General features: G+C 67.9%; 13 protein-coding genes. 3 read left to right on the forward strand and 10 right to left on the reverse strand.

Annotated features, from left to right (window positions below):
* Positions 1–184: 184 nt before the first annotated feature.
* The 10 genes from CupriaWKF_RS18820 to wecB all read right to left on the reverse strand — a co-directional run bounded on the left by CupriaWKF_RS18820 (position 185) and on the right by wecB (position 13,451).
* On the reverse strand, positions 185–2,578 hold the full coding sequence (locus CupriaWKF_RS18820) for a CHASE2 and HATPase_c domain-containing protein (protein WP_276102290.1): 2,394 nt from the start codon (positions 2,576–2,578) through the stop codon (positions 185–187).
* Positions 2,553–4,205, reverse strand: a complete 1,653-nt coding sequence (locus CupriaWKF_RS18825) for a FecR domain-containing protein (protein WP_276102291.1) — start codon at positions 4,203–4,205, stop codon at positions 2,553–2,555. Before CupriaWKF_RS18825 ends, CupriaWKF_RS18820 begins: the two co-directional genes overlap by 26 nt.
* A 22-nt stretch (positions 4,206–4,227) precedes the next feature.
* The gene (locus CupriaWKF_RS18830) at positions 4,228–4,938 is read right to left on the reverse strand and encodes a response regulator transcription factor (protein WP_276102292.1); all 711 of its coding nucleotides are present in this window, start codon (positions 4,936–4,938) and stop codon (positions 4,228–4,230) included.
* 188 nt (positions 4,939–5,126) lie between these two features.
* Positions 5,127–5,954, reverse strand: coding sequence for a hypothetical protein (locus CupriaWKF_RS18835; protein WP_276102293.1), 828 nt, complete (start codon positions 5,952–5,954; stop codon positions 5,127–5,129).
* Entirely contained in the window at positions 5,951–6,868 is a 918-nt protein-coding gene (locus CupriaWKF_RS18840) for a YaiO family outer membrane beta-barrel protein (RefSeq protein ID WP_276102294.1), read from the reverse strand. Before CupriaWKF_RS18840 ends, CupriaWKF_RS18835 begins: the two co-directional genes overlap by 4 nt.
* 69 nt (positions 6,869–6,937) lie before the next feature.
* A complete protein-coding gene (locus CupriaWKF_RS18845; protein ID WP_276102295.1) occupies positions 6,938–8,782 on the reverse strand; it encodes a polysaccharide deacetylase family protein in 1,845 nt (614 codons plus the stop codon).
* Positions 8,783–8,790: 8 nt separating this feature from the next.
* A complete protein-coding gene (locus CupriaWKF_RS18850) occupies positions 8,791–9,855 on the reverse strand; it encodes a hypothetical protein (protein WP_276102297.1) in 1,065 nt (354 codons plus the stop codon).
* An 11-nt stretch (positions 9,856–9,866) separates the two neighbouring features.
* Positions 9,867–10,913, reverse strand: a complete 1,047-nt coding sequence (locus CupriaWKF_RS18855; RefSeq protein ID WP_276102298.1) for a polymer-forming cytoskeletal protein — start codon at positions 10,911–10,913, stop codon at positions 9,867–9,869.
* The gene (locus CupriaWKF_RS18860) at positions 10,910–12,247 is read right to left on the reverse strand and encodes a glycosyltransferase family 2 protein (protein ID WP_276102299.1); all 1,338 of its coding nucleotides are present in this window, start codon (positions 12,245–12,247) and stop codon (positions 10,910–10,912) included. The genes CupriaWKF_RS18855 and CupriaWKF_RS18860 overlap by 4 nt, the downstream gene beginning before the upstream one ends.
* Before the next feature lie 52 nt (positions 12,248–12,299).
* Positions 12,300–13,451, reverse strand: a complete 1,152-nt coding sequence (gene wecB / locus CupriaWKF_RS18865) for a UDP-N-acetylglucosamine 2-epimerase (non-hydrolyzing) (RefSeq protein WP_276103317.1) — start codon at positions 13,449–13,451, stop codon at positions 12,300–12,302.
* Positions 13,452–14,410: 959 nt separating this feature from the next.
* Between wecB and CupriaWKF_RS18870 the strand changes: the two genes are divergently transcribed.
* The 3 genes from CupriaWKF_RS18870 (at position 14,411) to shc (ending at position 17,980) form a co-directional block, all read left to right on the forward strand.
* Complete coding sequence (locus CupriaWKF_RS18870; RefSeq protein ID WP_011301065.1) at positions 14,411–14,614, forward strand: cold-shock protein; 204 nt, start codon at positions 14,411–14,413, stop codon at positions 14,612–14,614.
* 386 nt (positions 14,615–15,000) lie between these two features.
* Positions 15,001–15,867, forward strand: a complete 867-nt coding sequence (hpnD, locus tag CupriaWKF_RS18875; RefSeq protein ID WP_276102300.1) for a presqualene diphosphate synthase HpnD — start codon at positions 15,001–15,003, stop codon at positions 15,865–15,867.
* Between the two features lie 142 nt (positions 15,868–16,009).
* Positions 16,010–17,980 (forward strand): squalene--hopene cyclase, encoded by a 1,971-nt coding sequence (gene shc / locus CupriaWKF_RS18880; protein ID WP_276103319.1) that lies wholly within the window; start codon positions 16,010–16,012, stop codon positions 17,978–17,980.
* Positions 17,981–18,032: the final 52 nt, after the last annotated feature.

An 18,032-nucleotide genomic window follows, 5' to 3' on the forward strand; every position in this document is an offset into this window, starting at 1 on the left:
TGGGGTGTCAGCCCAGCCTGAACCGTCCACTCACCAAAAAGAACGCCCGCGCCAGGGAACCACTGGGAGGGCTGGGCGGGCGTTGCAAGCCGTACGATGCGGGGCCGCACGGCTTCGATATCGTAAGCAATGACGGCCAGGGCAACTGCCAACAATTGTGTCTGACCAGTGTCTGACACAGGGGTCAGAGGCGCGGTGCCGGCAAGTGCAGCGTGAACGTGGCACCGGCCCCGGCATCGCTCGCCACGCGAATGCTGCCGCCGTGGCGCTCCACCACGGTCTTTGCCAGGACGAGGCCAAGCCCGCTGCCTGCGGGCGCGCCGGGGTCGTGCTCATGCAGGCGCGCGAACGGCTCGAACAGGCGCTGCTGCTGCGCGAGCGGGATGCCCGGACCCTGGTCCGTGACCGCTATGGCATAGCCGCCGGGCTCTGCCCGCAATGTCACCGTCACGGCGGCACCGCGCGGGCTGAACTTGACCGCGTTGCTGACCAGGTTGGCAATGGCGCGCGCGAGCAGCGCGGGCTCGGCGCGGATCACGGCGGGGTCGTCGGGCAGGTCCACGTTCAGCGGCACGCCGCGCGCGCTGGCCAGCGCCCATAGCTCGTCGGCGGCATCGAGCACCAGCCCGGCAAGGTCGGCATCCTGCAGGGACAGCGGCTGTGTCTCGGCACGCGCCACGCGGATGAAATCGTCGGCCAGCGACAAGGTGCGCCGGGCATGCGAGTCGATCCGCGCGAGCAGGTCGGCCGACCGTTCGTCGCCGGCCGCGCCGCGGTGCAGATCGATCAGCGCCAGGATCGATGCCTGCGGTGAACGCATGTCATGCGACAGGAAGCGCAGCATCTGCTCGCGCTGGCGTTCGGCCAGGCGGATCGCCGTGATATCGATGAAGCTGACGATCAGCCCGGCCACGGCGCCCTGCTCGCCATGCAGCGGCGCGCCGTGCATCAGGTAACGGCGCTCGTCGCGCGCGGCCAGTTCGATGCCGTCATCCTGCCCGCCCGGCGACGCGCTGCGCGCATGCAGCGCCTGCCAGTACGCCAGCGCCGGTTCGGGGGCGGCAAAGAGCACGGCCATCACGGCGCGGATGTCGGCACGAGCACTGTCGGCCCGGGCATCGGACATATCGCCTCCGCTCCCGGCGCTGGTGCCCAGCACGCCGGGCACCAGCGCCACGCAGCGCCGGTTCGCCAGCAGCACACCGCCTTCCAGGTTGCAGATCGCCGTCGCCTCGGGCAGGCTCTCCAGCCCGTCGGCCAGGAAGCGCCGCAGGTCGTGCAGCCGCGAGCTCATGCGATAGACCGCGCGCATGTGGCTTTCCAGCGTGGCGCCGATGGCGGCGGGTGCGGGCGGCAGTCCGGGCTCGCGCTCATGGCGTGCCAGCTCGTCCGCCAGGAAGCGCAACGCCGCTTCCTGGCGGCGCCAGCTCCACAGCGGATAGAACAGCAGGCAGCCAAGCAGCGCAGCGGATGGCGCGAACCACAGGCGTGCGCCGGCCAGCAGCAGCGGCGGCCCGGCCAGCAGCAAGGCGATGACCATCCCGCTCGCCAGCAGCGCCCCGCGCGGCGTCAGCACCAGCGCCGCCAGCGCGGCCGCCAGCACCGCCAGCATGGCGCACGCCAGTTGCCAGCCCGGCGGCACCGCAACGATGGCGCGATCCTCCTGCAGCGTCTGCAGCGTATTGGCCAGGATTTCCACGCCGCTCATGCCGCGCCCGTCGTGCGCCACCGGCGTGGGCAACACGTCGCCCATGCCGGTGGCAATGGCGCCGAACAGCACGGCCTTGCCGCGGAACAACGCCGGATCGGCGCGGCCCTCCAGGACATCACGCGCCGACACCCGCGCGAACGTCCCCGGCGGGCCCGCGAACGGAATCCGCAGCCGGTACTGGCGCTCCCAGCCGAAGGCGTCGACCGCGCTGGCCGCTTCATGCCGATAGGCATCGGCTGGCCGCGGCGCGCCGCCCCACGACGCCATCACCGCCGCCACGTGTGGCAGCCCGGCATATTGCGCGGGTTGCGGCCCTTCCAGCAGGTACACCTGCCGCGCCACGCCATCCGCGTCCACGGTCAGGTTGATGTGCCCTACCCCGGCGCCCAGTCCGGCCAGCGGATAGCGCACCACCATGCCGCCCGCCGAGGGTTCGGCCAGCGCGGGCAGTACCACGTTGCCCGCGGCGGCGAGACTGCGGGCGAGCAAGGCATCGTCCTGTGGATAACGCGTGTCGCGCTCGGTCAGGATCACGTCCACGCCGATCACGCGCGGCTGGCCTGCGGCAATGCGGTCCACCAGTTGTGCCAGCACCGCGCGGCGCCAGGGCCAGCGGCCGATGGCGGTGATGCTGGCGTCGTCGATGGCCACGATGACGATATCGTCGCTCGCGGCATGCTGCTGCGCACCGATGGAAAGGTCGTAGATGGCCAGGTCGGCGCGCCCGGCCCAGCCGTAGCGTGCGATCGCCGCCACCAGCGCCAGCACGGCGGCCAGCAGCAAGGCCCACTCGGCCAGCGTACGCCGCCCGAAGGCGATCCCGGGAGCTTGCCGCCCGGGCCTACCTGAGGCGGACGCCGTCGCCATGGCCGCCCTCGTCGCGGACACCGTTGCCCAGGCGGATCGCGCCGCCCTGTCCGTCGCGCAGGTAGCCCGCAATATCGATGCGCTGCGGCGCGGAGAAGGCGGCCGCGGGCTCCTGGCCGTCTGCCGCCGCGCGTGCGACGCGCACGTAGTATGTGCCAGCCGGTGGCCGAGGCAGCGCCACGTCGCTGTCGGCACTGCGCTGGTCTGCCACCAGGCGCGTGAAGGCGGAATCCTCGGCCATCTGCACGCGATAGCCGGCCGTTGCGCTGGCGTCCGCGGGCCAGCCGATGCGCAGGCTGTTGCCGTCATCCTTCAGCGACGGCACGGGCGGCGCCGGCTCGAGCGTGAATGGCACCGCCGCCGACCAGGGGCCGGGCCGTCCGCGCGCGTCCAGCGAGCGCACGCGCCACAGCCATGCCCCTGGCGCAAGCTTGCGCACGGCGTGCTCGGATTTACCCTGCAGCGTGACAGCCGTGGCGGCAAAGCCGGCATCGGCGGACACGGCGAGCTCATAAGACGCAGCGGCGCCCACGGCCGCCCATTCGAACTCGGCCGAGTCGCCATAGCGCACCGTCCCGGCGCCTGGTTGCAGCGTGAACGGCGCCGGCGGATTGAGCCGCACCGCAAACTGTGCCGATGCCGGCTTGCCGGACAGCCGCTGAGCGTCCACCGCGCTCACCGCCAGATAGAGCGGGCCTTCCGGCAGGCCTTCCAGGCCGATATGCGTGTCGGCCGTGTCGCCGGTCCAGACCAGCTCGGTATGCGCAGCGTCGCGCGCAACCGAGACCCGATAGCCCGCGGCCCCTTGCACGGGCTGCCAGGCCACCTCCGTGGCGGGGCCCACTACCGTGTCGGGCAGCGGCTGCAGTGACGGCGCCGGCAGCAGCGCGACCGGCCGTGACAAGCGGGCGCCAGCCACGCCGATACCATAGCCAGCCGTCACCGCGGTCGCGGAGGCCGTGGAGGTCGTTCCTGCGCGCGCCAGGGCGACGCCGACCTGGCCTTCCAGCACTTCGCTGCGGCTGCCGTCGGTATCGGCGGCCACACGGTAGCGCGTGCCCCGCACTCCGGTCACCATCATTGGCGTATGCAGCTCGAAGCGGCCCACGCCGCCACCTCCGGGCGCCACGCGCGATTCGGCCTGGCCGCGCTCGATGCCGATCACGGTATCGGTCAGGCCCGACTTGCGGAACGTGCGCAGCCGCCGCACCGCGACGGTGGTGCCCGGCGGCAGCGTGACACGCGTGCGGTCGGGCAGCTCCAGCGTGACGGTGCTGCCGGCGGCCGTGACGATGCGCGCGCTCTCGCGCAGCGCCAGGCCGGCGCGCAGCGGCTCGCCGTCGGCCTGTGCCGGCCCGTTGACGAACACCACGCGCGCCGCGCCAGGCTGCTCGGGAATCTGGTCCAGCGGGATGCGCAGGCGCGTGCCCGGTGCGAGCCGGTGCGGATCGGCCACGCCGTTGCGCGCCTGGAGCAGGCGCCAGCCGTCGGCGCTGGCCATGTAGCGCTCGGCCAGGGTGAACAGGTTGTCGCCCGGCTCGACCACGTAGATGAAGTCCGCGCCTTCGGCGCCGGCAGGCCCCGCCTGCGCCGGTGCTGCGGGCGCCAGGCACATGGCCAGGGCCATGCTGGTCACCGCAGCCGCCCTTCTAAGCATGGGGCTCGTCCTCGGCACTGGCTTCTTCGAAGCGGTAGCCGTGCGAATAGACGGAAGTCAACCGCACGCCGTTCTCGGGGCGCAGCGCCAGCTTGATGCGCAGGCGCGACATATGCGTATCGACCGTACGCGAACCCGCACCAATGGCGCGGCCCCACACGGCCTGCTCCACCACGTCGCGCGACAAGAGGCGACCCATGTTGCGGAACAGGAACAGCGCAAGCTCGTACTCGCGCGGCGACACCGTCACGGGCTCGCCGCCCAGCGTGATGGTGCGCGCGCGCGGATCGATGCAGTAGCTGCCACGGCGGATGAGGTCGGAATCCTGGGTGGCCTCGGGGTAGGCGCGGCGCAGCAGCGAGCGCGCGCGCGCCAGCAGCTCGCCGGCCCGGATCGGCTTGAGCATATAGTCGTCGGCGCCGACGCTCAGGCCGGCAACGATGTCCTCTTCAGCGGTACGGCTGGTCAGGAACAGGATGGGCGGCATGGGGCCAGACGTCTGGCGCACCCAGCTCACCAGTTCAAAGCCACTGGTATCCGGCAATTGCCAGTCCACTACCAGCAGGTCAAAGGCCTGCTCGCGCAGTGCGCGCAGCAGGGCCGCGCCCGTGGCATAGGATTCGCATTCGAATCCCGCCTCGCCCAGTATTTTCCGGATCAGTTCGGCCTGGTCCGGATCGTCTTCCACCGAGGCAATCTTCATCCTCACATCCTTCTGCCTGCTGCGACTGCGAATTGCTTCCGCGATCGTGCGGTCGTGCGCTATTGATCCTCTTTTGATCGCTCCCGCATACAACCACGGGAGCGCGGCTGTCGGGAATGCTCCGCGGCAAGCCTGCCCGAAGCATCGCCACAACCACAATGTTACTCAACCGCGGCTTGCGCCCGGTGTCAGTTGCGCGGCCGCCAGCTCATCGCCCAGGCGTACAACGCCACCAAGGTGCCGAACTGGACGAAGATCGACCCGAGCAGGAAGACCAGCGGATACCACAGCACCGAGAAATGGAGCAGCGACGACGCAGTCAACGTGTATTGGAGCGGAACCAGCACGACCAGGTATGCCATGGCCGTCGCCGACAGCAGCAGCTTGCGCAGGAAACCGAAGTCCAGCACGTTGTAGATCAGCGCATACAGCCACGGCGTGATCAGGATGACCAGCACCGAAGCCTGTGTCAGCGATGCAATGGACTTGCCGGCATCGTACGGAAAGCTCGCCGGCCAGAAATAGAAGTACGCCTGTGCGCTCGCCTGGATCAGGCCAACCAGCCGCAGACCGTAGGCCAGCGGCAGCGCCCGGCCCGAGGTCAGCCACCGCGTCCCGAACAACAGCACCAGCGTGATCGCCATGCCGCACAGCCACTGCACCGGCGTAGGCAGCGCGGCGTTGGCATGCGCATAGGGCACGGTCCCAAAGGCCGGCAGTAATGCCGGGTCAGCCCGCAGCGACACTTCTGCGCCGAGCGCCACGCTCCAGAACCCGATCACGCGGCGCCACAGGTCCGCCACCCATGGCCAGCCCATGCAGAAGGCGTAGGTCAGGAATGCGGGGAGCAGCAGCACGTCGATCCAGCGCGTCAGCGGAAAGGCCAGCCTGCGCATGGCGCGGTGCTTCTCGAAGCGGTCGCCGCGATAGCCCGTCACGCGCTGCAGGGCATCGCCGCGCGCGGTCGCGGGGCGCCGGGCCTGCTGCGGATTTTGTGGCACCGTGTTGCCACTCACCGGAAACTCCATCGGAAGCCCAGCTCACCCGCGGTGCGGCTGTAGTTGGGATTGTGGTAGTACTGCGCGCCAATCAGCAGCAGCAGCTGGCGGGACACGCGTTCGCGCCACTGCACGCTGAAGCTGTAGCTGTCAAAGTCGACGCGTTCCGTACCGGTCGTGAAGACCTGGTAGGCCTCGCGGGCATGTTCGGCGCGCACGATGAAGGCGCGTGTCTCGTCGCTGCCGATCGTGGCGGCCACGTACTGGCTCGGACCGAACACCTGGCCCGGGTTAGCCCGGTTGAAGCGCAGGCCGCCCTCCACCACCAGGGACGGGAAGTACGCCAGCCCGCTCAGCAGCACGCCATGGTCCGAACGCCCGCCGTCCTGGCCTTTCGCGTAGTACGCGCCGAGACCGGCAACGAAGCGACGGTCCGGACCAAACTTGCGGTAACCGCTCGCGTCGACGCGCCAGCTCGGGAACAGCTCGCTGCTGCCGGCGCCGGCGCCCACGGTCATGTAGTAGTCCTCGGACAGGTTGCGCGTCAGCGATAGTGCCCCGTACTGGCCGTTGAAGCCGAAGCGGCTCTGGTGGTCCAGTTCGCCCTGCACCACGCCCAGCGGCGTCACGGCCATGCCGCGCACCGCGGCGGCGGTCGCCGAACCGTAGCCGTTGGTCATGCGGCCATCGCCGAACACGACTTCGATCGCGCCCTTCTCCGGCTCAAAGGGCACCGGCAGCGGCTGCGGGATCGCCATCGGCCGCGGCGTGGGAACAGGGACCGGCATCGGCGTCATCGAGGACGAATCCTGGGCCAGGGTGGCTTCTGGCTGAACGGAAGCCGGCTGCACTTCGCCCTGCGCGCGGGCTACGTCCATGGCCAGGGCGGATGCTGCCAGCGAAGCACCCCACACGATTCGATTCCAATACACGCTCAGTTCATCCCAAATAGGCTGTGGTCCCACGGACCCAGGTCATTCCCGGCGATCGGTGTGGCGCCATCAGGCGCCCCCCTCCCGCAAGGCGGCTGCAATCACGATCCGGTTCCCGGGGCCCGCCACCACTTTCCAGCTGCTCCCCTGCATTGACACGCTGCCCTGTCCGCTTTCCACGCGTGGCCGCGCATAGCGGTCACTCGGAAACAGCCAGGTCAGCGCGTCGAGCGATTGCTTGTTCTCGGCGGTCACGCGGACATCGTTGCGGTCCGATGCCAGGCGCCAGACGGTCTGCTCGCGCCGCTGCGCGAACTCCGCCATCTGGGTCATCGTGCGCCACTGGAAGCGCTGGCGGGCCTGCTCGGCGTCGGCCGCTTCGAGCAGGGCGTCGATGGCGCGCAGGTAGCGTACCGCCCCGGGCGGATGGAAATAGATCAGGCGAATCTCGCCGGTACCCGCGGCAAAGCGCACCAGCGACGTCAGCCAGTCCGCGATCTCCGCCTCGGGAATACTGGACATGTACGCTTCTTCGATGGTGGAGTACTGGCCATAGGTCTGTACCGGGAAGGACCAGATATGCTCGTCGCGGCGGCCGTTGCGGTATGTGCGCGTCGGGCCCTGGCCGATATTGCCAGTGAAGTAGTAGGCCTTGACGTTGTGCTCGTCGAGCCAGCGCGTAGCCCACTCCGGCTGGTTGCCGGTCGGCGCCGAGTACTCGGTCTGCGGCTTGCCCGTCAGTGCCTGGATGGCATCCGCGTTCTTCTGCAGGTAGACCTCCATCGACGCCTGGTTCTTCTCATTGACATTGAGCCCGAACCAGTCGTGGATCCAGCCGCCGTGGCTGCCGACTTCGTGACCATCGCGCATCAGCCCGCGCACGATCTCGGCGAATGCAGGGTTGTTCGCGAGGTCCACGCCGCGCCCATCGTTGAACTGGCGCTGGTCCGGCCCGGCGGTGATGTGGAAGCTGAATGGACCGCGCTTGAACACGCCATCCTGGATCAGGCTGTCGACGGCGTCGATGCAGATCCGCGCATCGCAGTGCCAGTTCAGCACCAGGCCGCCGACGCCCTGCGGCGCGGGCGACAGCCGCGGCTGCTCCAGCATGCGGCCGGCAAAGTAGTTCAGGAAGCCGTGCAGCAGCACGCCGTCGGTGCGCAGCTTGAGATAGCCGAGCGGCAAGTTGACGAACAGCACGCGGCCCCTGCCCAGTGCGCGCTCGCCGGCAATGACCGACTGGTCCTCGGCCACCATCAGGACCTTGCCGCTGTAGCGACTGCCGGTATGCATGGCAGGGTAGCGCAGCATGTCCTCGCCATAGCCTGACAGCATCGCGCGTCCGTCCTTGACGATCCAGCGGCCAGGCGGAATGTGCAGGTCGATCATGGTCTGCGGGGCGCCATAGACGGTCGCCTGATGCGCGAGGTCGGCGCGCAGCTTCGAGTAGAAGCCATACGGCACGCCGACCAGGTCCGACATCCGCGATCCGCCCTGCTCGTAGAAGCCGTTCTCGTCGAGGATGCCCGCGTCATACACCTGCATCAGCGCGCCGCCCGCCTCGACGAACTGCCGGACCTTGTTGACGAACGCCGTCGTCATCGAACGGTGCACGGTATCGGGCAGGATCACCGCGGAATAGTCGCGCTCGCCGTTCAGGCCATGACGCACGAACTCCGAGGCCGTGACGGTGCTCAGGTGGACGCCCTCTTCGCGCGCGGCATCCATCCACGCCTGCGCGTAGATCCGGTTCCCGGCTGCCAGATTGTCTGGAACCACCAGGACGATGCTGTCGCTTTGCGGCTTGCCGGGGCCTTCGCTGATGCTGCGATACGCCAGCAGGCCACACGCCACGATCGCCACCAGTGCGAGTAAGCCAATGACATGCTTGCGCCACGCGGATACTTTCAACAAGTTCAACCTCATTGCATATTGGGCCCGTCGGCCGTGTCTGGCATGGCATGCAGGAGCCCGATGCGCACGCCTTCCTCCAATAGATTCCAGCGCCCCTGCGCCCGCCACCCCGCCGATGCCCGCAGCCACGCTGCAGCCGTCTGCAGGTCGCCGGTCTTGTAGGCCGCCAGGGCAATCAGGCCCCACGGATAGTGGTCACTCTTGCCGGCCAGCCAGTCCTCGGCGTGACGGTGCTTCCAGACCGCCCACTGACGCGTCTCCTGTGGGCCGGTGCTTACGTCGCTGAGCCACAGATAGACTGGTGCGACAACATTCGGATAGAACCCGTACAGCGCCGGCGGCAAGGTAGCGTGCGCCGGCTCCAGCGCCACCGCCGGGTCGTAGCCGTAGCTGCGCGCCAGTCCATCGAGCATCTGGCGCTGCGAGGGCAATTGCGACAGCTCGCGCGCGTAGCGCGCGGCCGTGTCGGGCCTCGCGCGCAAGCCGCCCAGCGCGCCGGCAACTTCGACGTTGTCGGCGAAGTACGCCTCGGGCCGGCCGAAGCGCGCGCGGAACGTGGCGCGCTGCGGATCCCACAGGGTCGCGAGGTTCTCCAGCGACCTGCCGCAACTGGCCTCCAGCGCCCGGTCGCCCTTGAGCACCTCGCTGGCCAGTGTGCACCAGAACACCGCGAGCGAATCGTCGGCATCTGCCGGGCCACAGGCGACCCATTGCGCGCCTCCACTGCGGCAGATGCGCGGGAACGGCCCGTTTGCCTGCTGGTACGGCAGCAGCCAGTGCGCCAGCGCATCGGCATGCGCATGCACATCCACGCCAAGCCGGTGCGCGACCAGCAGGGCATAGATCGCGGTGTAGGGCTCGACATAGTCGCCACGGGCAAATACGGTCATGGCGCCATTGGCCACCGTGAAGTCTTCGAACATGGGCGTTGCCGGCCTGGTGTCCGCGCCCGCGGCTGTCAACGACACGCCGAGCGCCAGCAGCGTCGCGGCACAGCGCCGTGCCAGCCGGCGTACGCCGCTGGCCGGCGACACGGCGGCGCGGCTGCGGAACGGGTTCGGAAGCCTCGACACGGGGGCGGCTCCTAGGCTGCGAAACGCGCAACTTCATGGGTGGTGATCACCCCATGAACGATGCAGCCAGGCGAAACGAACAGGCGGTTGCACACCAGCGTGGTCGGCGCGTCGGGGCGCCCGATCCGGCAATTGGGGCCGAGCACAATGTCCTCGAAGCCGATCAACGGCCCCAGAATGGCGCTGCCGGCCCCGATTTCCATATTCTTTCGCGCCGAAAGACTGCCGATGATCCTGGCACCGTCGCCCACATGCAACTGGCCGTGGCTCTTGATGCTGCCTTCGAGTAAAAGCCGGGCCGCCACGCGGCAATCCCCGCGCACCACATAGTCGCCCGCGGGCGCGCTGTCGTGCCCGATGTCCGCATTGCCATCGAGCACCTGGCGCGAAGCCACCGGTTGCGGCATGGGCACCGGCTTTGGCGCCAGCCCGGCCTCGCCAAACACCACGGAAGGTGCGCCCGCGCGTTCAAAGCGCGCCGGCGGCTCGAAGCTGACGACCTGTTCGGCAGTGACCCGACCGCCCACGCGCGCATCCGACGCCAGGCGCACCTGCCGCCCATGCACCCAGCGCTGCACCTCGGCCTTCTCGCCGAGCCGGACTTTGCCTTCGGCCAGGCACGCGCGCAGCTGCGTGCCGGCGCCCGCTTCGAAGTCATGCTCCACGTAAAGGTCGGCGCGCACGCGGCTGTCCTGCGCCAGCGAGGCGCTGCCGCGGAACACGACGATATGGTTGGCCTTGCCCAGGGCCCGGGAAAGCGCCTTCTGCTCGTCCGGCTGCAGCGTGCGGATATCGCGGCCCGCGCTGAGTGCCTTGCTGACGGGAATCTCGTAGCCATCGCCCGCCTGGCGCAGTGCGTCCAGGTCGACGCCGTGCTGCTCGACCAGGCGCGTGCGGAAGCCATTGGCAAAGAACGTCAGGCTGTTCGGCTGGTCGCGCCGCATCGGCAGCGGCGCGAAGTCGGTCGGACGCAGCCATTCGGCGAGCGCCGGCAGGAATGGCAGCAACAACAGGCCCAGCACGGCGCCGGCAAGAAGGAAATAGTCCGCGGTCATCATGCCTCCCCGGCCGGGCGGGTGTCGGAGGGCGAGGACACGCCGCCGGCGGTGCCCGCCGCCGGCGTGCGGAAGCGCTCGGTCTTGTCCCAGACCAGCTCGCGCTTGTGCCAGGCGTCTGCGACCTGCGTGACGGCCGCGCGCGAGATCGCCACCATGCTGACCAGGAAGCCGAACAGGTTCAGCGGCAGCAGCCGGATACGGTTGCGGTGGCCGTCCAGGTAGGTGGCTGCGGCAATCTCGAAGAACGCCGCGTTGCTGCCCAATCCGCCGTAGCACAGCAGGGCCGTCAGGAACACCCAGCCCGACACGATTGACTGCGCGGCTGTATAGAACAGGATTGCCGCAATCACCCAACCGAACAGCTGGATCGGCGGCATGATGAAGATCAGCAACAGGAGCGCCCCATCCACGCGCTCGCGCAGGCTGATGCGCGGGTTGGTGACCAGCTTCCGGATATTGTTCACCATCACCTGGTTGTGGCCACGCGACCAGCGGCTGATCTGCCTGACCCGCACTGGCCACACCTCCGGCACCTCTTCATAGCACTCGGACCGGTTCTGGTAGACCGTCTTCCAGCCGCGCTGGAGCAGGCGGAACGTGACATCGGTGTCTTCGGCGAGCGTGTCGATATTCCACCCGCCGATCTCTGCCAGCGCGCGGCAGCGGATGCCGCCGACGGTGCCGCCGTACTGCGGCACCAGCCCGAGGTTCATGCGCGCGGTCTGGTCCACCTGGTAGCCGCCCGCGCGTTCCAGGTCGAGCAGGCGGGTGAGCAGGTTCGCGCCGGCGTTCACCGGCACCACGCGGCCCATGATCGCCCCCACCTCCGGATCGAAGAATGGCGCCACCAGCTGCTTGATCAGACCGCGCGCCGGCAGATAGTCGGCGTCGAACACGATCATGATCTCGGCGTCGATCAGCGCGGTGGCATCGCGCAGCGCGGCCGCCTTGCCGGGACGCCCCTCGGTGCGGTGAAAGAGCGAGAAGCGGCCAGGGTGCTTCGCCGCGATGTTATCGATGATCTGCCGCGTGCCGTCGGTCGAACGGTCGTTGACGGGCATGATGGTCATCTTGTCATGCGGGTAGTCCACCTGCAGCAGGGCAGTCAGGCAGTCGGCGATCACCCGCTCTTCGTTGTGCGCGGCGACACAAACCACAACGCGCGGCCAGACCCCGTGCTCGATGTCGAGGTAGGGCTGGCGCTGGCGGCCGAACAGGCGGTTCAGCGTGAAGACGTAGTGCCGCACCGTGTAGATCGCCAGCAGCACGATGATGCAGAGCGCGGCCGCAAGCAGGACGCTGTTGACTAGCGACAGGATTTGCATGGTTGGCATCAGGATGCGGCCGGCCGGGCGTTCCGGCCAGAAGCACGGACGTTCATGGCGGTCATGCCGCCGCCTGCTGGTCGCAGAGGAATTCGCTCATGGGCGTACCCGACAGGGCCGCCACGATCCGCTCCGAAGCCAGGCCATCGCCGTAAGGATTCAGGCGTTGCGAGAACGCACGCCAGGCGTCATCGTCGTCATAGAGATGAGCGACCGCTTGCACGATGCTCGCGACTTCGGTACCGACCAGCCGCACCGTGCCCGCCTGCACGGCCTCGGGCCGCTCGGTGACGTTGCGCATGACCAGCACGGGCTTGCCCAGTGACGGCGCCTCTTCCTGTACGCCGCCCGAGTCGGTCAGGATCACGTGGGCCCGCTGCATCAGCCGCACGAAGCGCGCGTAGTCGAGCGGCTCGATCAGGTGCACATTCGCCAGGTCCGACAGCTTGGCCTGCACGGGGCCCTGGACGTTGGGGTTCAGGTGGACCGGGTAGACGATCTGGATATCGTCGCGCCGCGCAAGCTTGGCCAGCGCTTCGCAGATATTGGCAAACCCGGAGCCGAAATTCTCGCGGCGATGGCCCGTGACCAGCAGCAGCTTTCGGTCGTCGCGAAGGAAGGGGAAATGCGCATCGAGCCGTTCGCGGAACGGCTGGTCGGCCAGGATCCGGCCCGTCGTCTGGAGCAGGGCATCGATCACGGTATTGCCGGTCACCACGATTCTGCCGCCCAGGTTCTCGGCCTGCAGGTTGTTGCGCGAGGACTCGGTGGGCGCGAACAGCAGATCGGCACAGACATCGATCGTGCGTCGATTCATTTCCTCGGGCCATGGCTGGGACAGGTCACCGGTCCGCAGCCCGGCCTCGACATGGCCGACCGGGATGCGGCGATGAAACGCCGCCAGGGCAGAAACCATGGCCGAAGTTGTATCGCCATGCACGAGAATCCGGTCTGGACGCACGGTCTCCAGCACATCGTCGAACCTTGCCAGCAGCCGTGAACTCAGGCCATTAAGGGTCTGGTCGCGCGTCATCAGCTCGAGGTTGTACTGCGGGACGATCTCGAACAGGTCCAGCACCTGCTGCAACATCTGCTGATGCTGTCCGGTCACGCAAACGACGGATTCGATCTGCGTGTTGCCAGCCAGCGCCCTGACCAGGGGCGCCATCTTGATGGCTTCGGGACGTGTGCCAAATACAGATAGGATTTTCATCATGCCGTACAAAAGAACCTGACAACCCGCCACGGAGTGGCTGGGCGAGCACAGATTTTTACCTCGCAGCTCCCGCTTTTCCGTCGTATGACGCCTGCTGCGCACTGCGCCCCGCCTTGCGTGCACCGAATCTGGGCAACACAGGATCCTAGGCTAGCCCGACGCAACACACTGTCAACAATTGTGCCAAGGCCGATACATTGCCAGCGCACGCGACTGCACCCCGGCAAGGCATGGCCAGGGTGCAGGAACAAGTTGGGATCTTGCGATGGGCAAGGCGAACCGGCGCCCCTACCCCTTTGGAAGCTGCGTCCTATCGCGAAGACGCGGATGCGCTATTGTGAGCGATTCATTGTGATTCCCCGTACTCGATGACATTCGCGCGCACATGGCGGCGATGTTTTCGTCGTGGCCGCCGTCAGGCATTTCCACGCGATTTTATTTTTCACAACCCTTTTAGAGGGATCGTTTCCGCGGCCGCATCCCCCGAATGTGGTAGGCCGCGAAGTAAGCAATTGTAAAAGCGGTAGCAACCCAATGGCTTACAAGGCAGACATTATGCCCGACAACAAGTCCCGGTGATACTTCTGCATAAACCGAAGGTCAGTCAATACCCCTGGGACGCACTGTTGCAGTCAGGACGGCGTGTCTCTCAGGGAATTCACTGAATCGACGGTGATGTAGAAACCGCTAATATCTCGTGTCGGAACATCTCATCATGATTTGGCGCCTTGCCTGATTGACACGCCGGGAAAATTCGTCAGAATGCTCCCCACACAGTGCAGCGCCTTTCGATGTGTCGTTCCGTGGTGTTTTCTCGATTGTCATACCACCGACATTTGGAAGGCATAAACAATGCGCAAAGGCACCGGGCATTCACCAACCCTTGCGCGGTTCCAGCATTGGGCACGATGTACAGCGGGCAATTAAGCTCATTTGAAATTCAAGGTTGAAAAGATATGGAAACCGGTACCGTTAAGTGGTTCAACGACGCCAAGGGCTTCGGCTTCATCACCCCGGACGCAGGCGGGAACGATCTGTTCGCGCACTTCTCCGCGATTGAAGGCGCAGGCTTCAAGTCGTTGAAGGAAGGCCAGAAGGTCCGCTACGTCAAGGCGATGGGCCAGAAGGGCGAACAAGCCACGAAGATCCAGGCGGTCTGATCCGGTTTGGACACCGGCAGGCGCGCGCCCAAGCACGCGCCTGCCAACAGAGAGCCCCGCGAACGCGGGGCTCTCTGCATTTGGCGGCCCGCATCGGCGCCACCCGGAACGCGACGCAGCGGCTTGCCAGGCGAGCATCGAGGCTCTCTCCGTCATCCTCGCACTGCTGCTGCCGCTGGCGCAGGCCCGTGCCCAGGCCGTTGCCAATTTCGGCCTAGGCCACCTCCGCGTGCCACCGCCCGCGCGCCGATAAGGCACTCTGGCGCGGCCGGCCTATTACGAGGTTATTGCTATAATCGCCCGACCCCCAATCCACCGTGAGCGTGGCACGGCACTGTGGTCCGCCGATGTCACACGACGGGATAAAAAGCGTGTCGAGGAGTTACGTGGCCGGTACTCAAATCGCAACGCCAGATGCCCCCACTGCCGGCGCAGCCACGCCGGCCGCATCCTCGGGCAGTTCCTTCCACGCAGCCATGCGCATCCTGCCCGTGGCTCAGCGGCAGGCCATGTTCGAGATCTATGCCTTCTGCCGGGCAGTCGACGATATCGCCGACTGCGACGCACCGCATGCCGAGCGGCTTGCCGGCCTGGATGCCTGGCGGCGCGACATCGGCCTGTGCTATGCCGGCCTGGCCCCTGCCGCGCTACGGTCCCTGGCACAGCAGATTGACGCCTTCCATCTGCGCCAGCAGGACTTCCTGGATGTGATCGACGGCATGACCATGGACGTGGTCGCCGATATCCGCGCGCCCGACGCCGCTACGCTGGACCTGTACTGCGACCGCGTCGCGAGTGCGGTGGGCCGGCTTGCCGTGCGCGTGTTCGGCATGGACGAGGCCCCGGGCCTGGCGCTGGCGCATCATCTCGGGCGGGCGCTGCAACTCACCAATATCCTGCGCGATATCGACGAAGACGCCGCCATCGGCCGTCTCTACCTGCCGGCACCCGCACTGGTGGCCGCGGGCGTGCAAGGGCTGGAGCATGCCACGCCGCTGGAAGTCGTCGCCCATGCCGGCGTCGACGCGGCCTGCGCGGCCGTCGCACGCGAGGCGCAGGCCCACTACGAACAGGCCGATGCGGTCATGGCGCAGTGCCCGTCACGCGTGGTGCGCTCGCCGCGGATCATGTCCCAGGTCTATCACTGCCTGCTCACGCGCCTGCGCGCGCGGGGCTGGCGCGCACCGCGCACGCGCGTGCGCGTGCCGCGCGCGCAGATGCTGTGGATCGTTCTGCGCCACACCATGGTCTGAAGATGCTGCAAGCGGATCCGCTGCGCGGCGCACGGCGCCCCGCGGCATCCCGAACACCATCTTCGAGGCACGCATGCGTCGTGCCGCACAAGGAGTTTGCATGTTGATGAACGAGGCCGTCCTTGCCGCACCGCGAGCCGCCATGGCGCCCGCCGCGCCGGCCGCCCCGGACGCCCTGGAAACCGGTATCGGGCGTGCGCTCGATGCCCTGCTGGCCCAGCAGAAACCCGACGGGCACTGGATCTACGAGCTGGAAGCCGACGCCACCATCCCGGCCGAATACGTGCTCATGGTGCACTACCTGGGCGAGACGCCGGACCTGGCGCTGGAAGCACGCATCGCGCGCTACCTGCGGCGCATCCAGAATGCCGAGGGCGGCTGGCCGCTGTTCCATGAAGGCCGCTCTGACGTCAGTGCCAGCGTGAAGGCCTATTTTGCGTTGAAGATGGCCGGCGACGATCCGCAGGCCCCGCACATGACGCGCGCGCGCGCCGCCATCCTCGCCATGGGCGGCGCGGAAGCGAGCAACGTCTTCACGCGCACGCTGCTGGCGCTGTATGGCGTAATGTCCTGGCAGGCGGTGCCGATGATGCCGGTGGAAATCATGCTGTTGCCGCAGTGGTTCCCGTTCCATCTGTCGAAGGTATCGTACTGGGCCCGCACGGTGATCGTGCCGCTGCTGGTGTTGAACAGCCTGCGGCCGCAGGCGCGCAACCCGCGCAAGGTCGGCATCGACGAGCTGTTTGCCGCCCCGCGCGAAGGCGTGCGGCTGCCACCGAAGGCAGCCCACCAGCACGCCGGCTGGTATTCGCTGTTCCGCGGCGCCGATGCGCTGCTGCGCGCTGCCGAGCCCGTCATGCCGGGCGCGCTGCGCCGCCGCGCCATCGATGCAGCGGTTGCATTCGTGCGCGAACGGCTCAACGGCGAAGATGGCCTTGGCGCAATCTTTCCCGCCATGGCGAACTCGGTAATGATGTTCGACGTGCTCGGCATTCCGCCCGATGATGCCGACCGCGCCGTGGCGCGGCGCTCGATCGAGAAGCTGCTGGTCATCCATGACGACGAAGCCTACTGCCAGCCATGCCTGTCGCCGGTGTGGGATACCGCGCTGGCGGCCCATGCGCTGCTGGAAACCGGCGAGCCACGCGCCACGGCCGCAGTCAGGCACGCGCTGGACTGGCTGCGCCCGCTACAGGTACTCGATTTGCGCGGCGACTGGACGGTACGCCGGCCGGATGTGCGGCCGGGCGGCTGGGCGTTCCAGTACGCCAACCCGCACTACCCCGACGTGGACGACACCGCGGTCGTTGCCGCGGCGATGAACCGCGCCGCCCAGGCAGACCGCGCCGCAGACGCCGACCATGCGGACCCGAACGCCAAAGCGGTCACGCGCGCGATCGAATGGATCGTCGGCATGCAGAGCGGCAACGGCGGCTGGGGCGCGTTCGAGCCGGAGAACACGCACCTGTACCTGAACAACATCCCGTTCGCGGACCACGGCGCGTTGCTCGATCCGCCCACGGCGGATGTGTCGGCACGTTGCCTGTCCATGCTGTGCCAGACCGGAGACACGCCCGACAAGAGCGAACCGGCCGCGCGCGCGCTGCGCTACCTGCTGGCCGAGCAGATGCCTGACGGAAGCTGGTTCGGGCGCTGGGGCACCAACTATATCTATGGCACGTGGAGCGCCTTGTGCGCGCTCAACGCCGCGGGCCTGGACCGCGACGCTCCGCCGGTGCGGCGCGCTGCCGAGTGGCTGGCCGGCATCCAGAACGCGGACGGCGGCTGGGGCGAAGACGGCGACAGCTACAAGCTCGAATACCGCGGCTACGAACGCGCGCCCAGCGTTGCATCGCAAACGGCCTGGGCACTGCTGGGATTGATGGCGGCCGGCGAGGCCGGGCATCCCGCCGTGGCACGCGGCATCGGCTACCTGCTGCGCACGCAGCAGCCCGATGGCCTGTGGCGCGAGCCGCGCTTCACCGCCGTCGGTTTCCCGCGCGTGTTCTACCTGCGCTATCACGGCTACGCGCGCTACTTCCCGCTGTGGGCGCTGGCGCGCTACCGCAACCTGCAGCGCAGCAGCACGCGCCAGGTGGCGTGGGGATTGTGAACGGCACCCCTGATGCGCCTGTCGTGGGCGAGCCGTGCGTGCTCGTGGTCTG

This window comes from Cupriavidus sp. WKF15 (genome assembly GCF_029278605.1).
Taxonomy (GTDB): Bacteria; Pseudomonadota; Gammaproteobacteria; order Burkholderiales; family Burkholderiaceae; genus Cupriavidus.

Coding starts and splice junctions, on each gene's coding strand:
- CupriaWKF_RS18870 (WP_011301065.1), top strand. CDS start 14,411: ATGGAAACCGGTACCGTTAAGTGGTTCAACGACGCCAAGGGCTTCGGC.
- CupriaWKF_RS18855 (WP_276102298.1), bottom strand. CDS start 10,913: ATGATGACCGCGGACTATTTCCTTCTTGCCGGCGCCGTGCTGGGCCTG.
- CupriaWKF_RS18830 (WP_276102292.1), bottom strand. CDS start 4,938: ATGAAGATTGCCTCGGTGGAAGACGATCCGGACCAGGCCGAACTGATC.
- shc (WP_276103319.1), top strand. CDS start 16,010: ATGGCGCCCGCCGCGCCGGCCGCCCCGGACGCCCTGGAAACCGGTATC.
- CupriaWKF_RS18825 (WP_276102291.1), bottom strand. CDS start 4,205: ATGGCCCTGGCCATGTGCCTGGCGCCCGCAGCACCGGCGCAGGCGGGG.
- CupriaWKF_RS18860 (WP_276102299.1), bottom strand. CDS start 12,247: ATGCCAACCATGCAAATCCTGTCGCTAGTCAACAGCGTCCTGCTTGCG.
- CupriaWKF_RS18820 (WP_276102290.1), bottom strand. CDS start 2,578: ATGGCGACGGCGTCCGCCTCAGGTAGGCCCGGGCGGCAAGCTCCCGGG.
- wecB (WP_276103317.1), bottom strand. CDS start 13,451: ATGAAAATCCTATCTGTATTTGGCACACGTCCCGAAGCCATCAAGATG.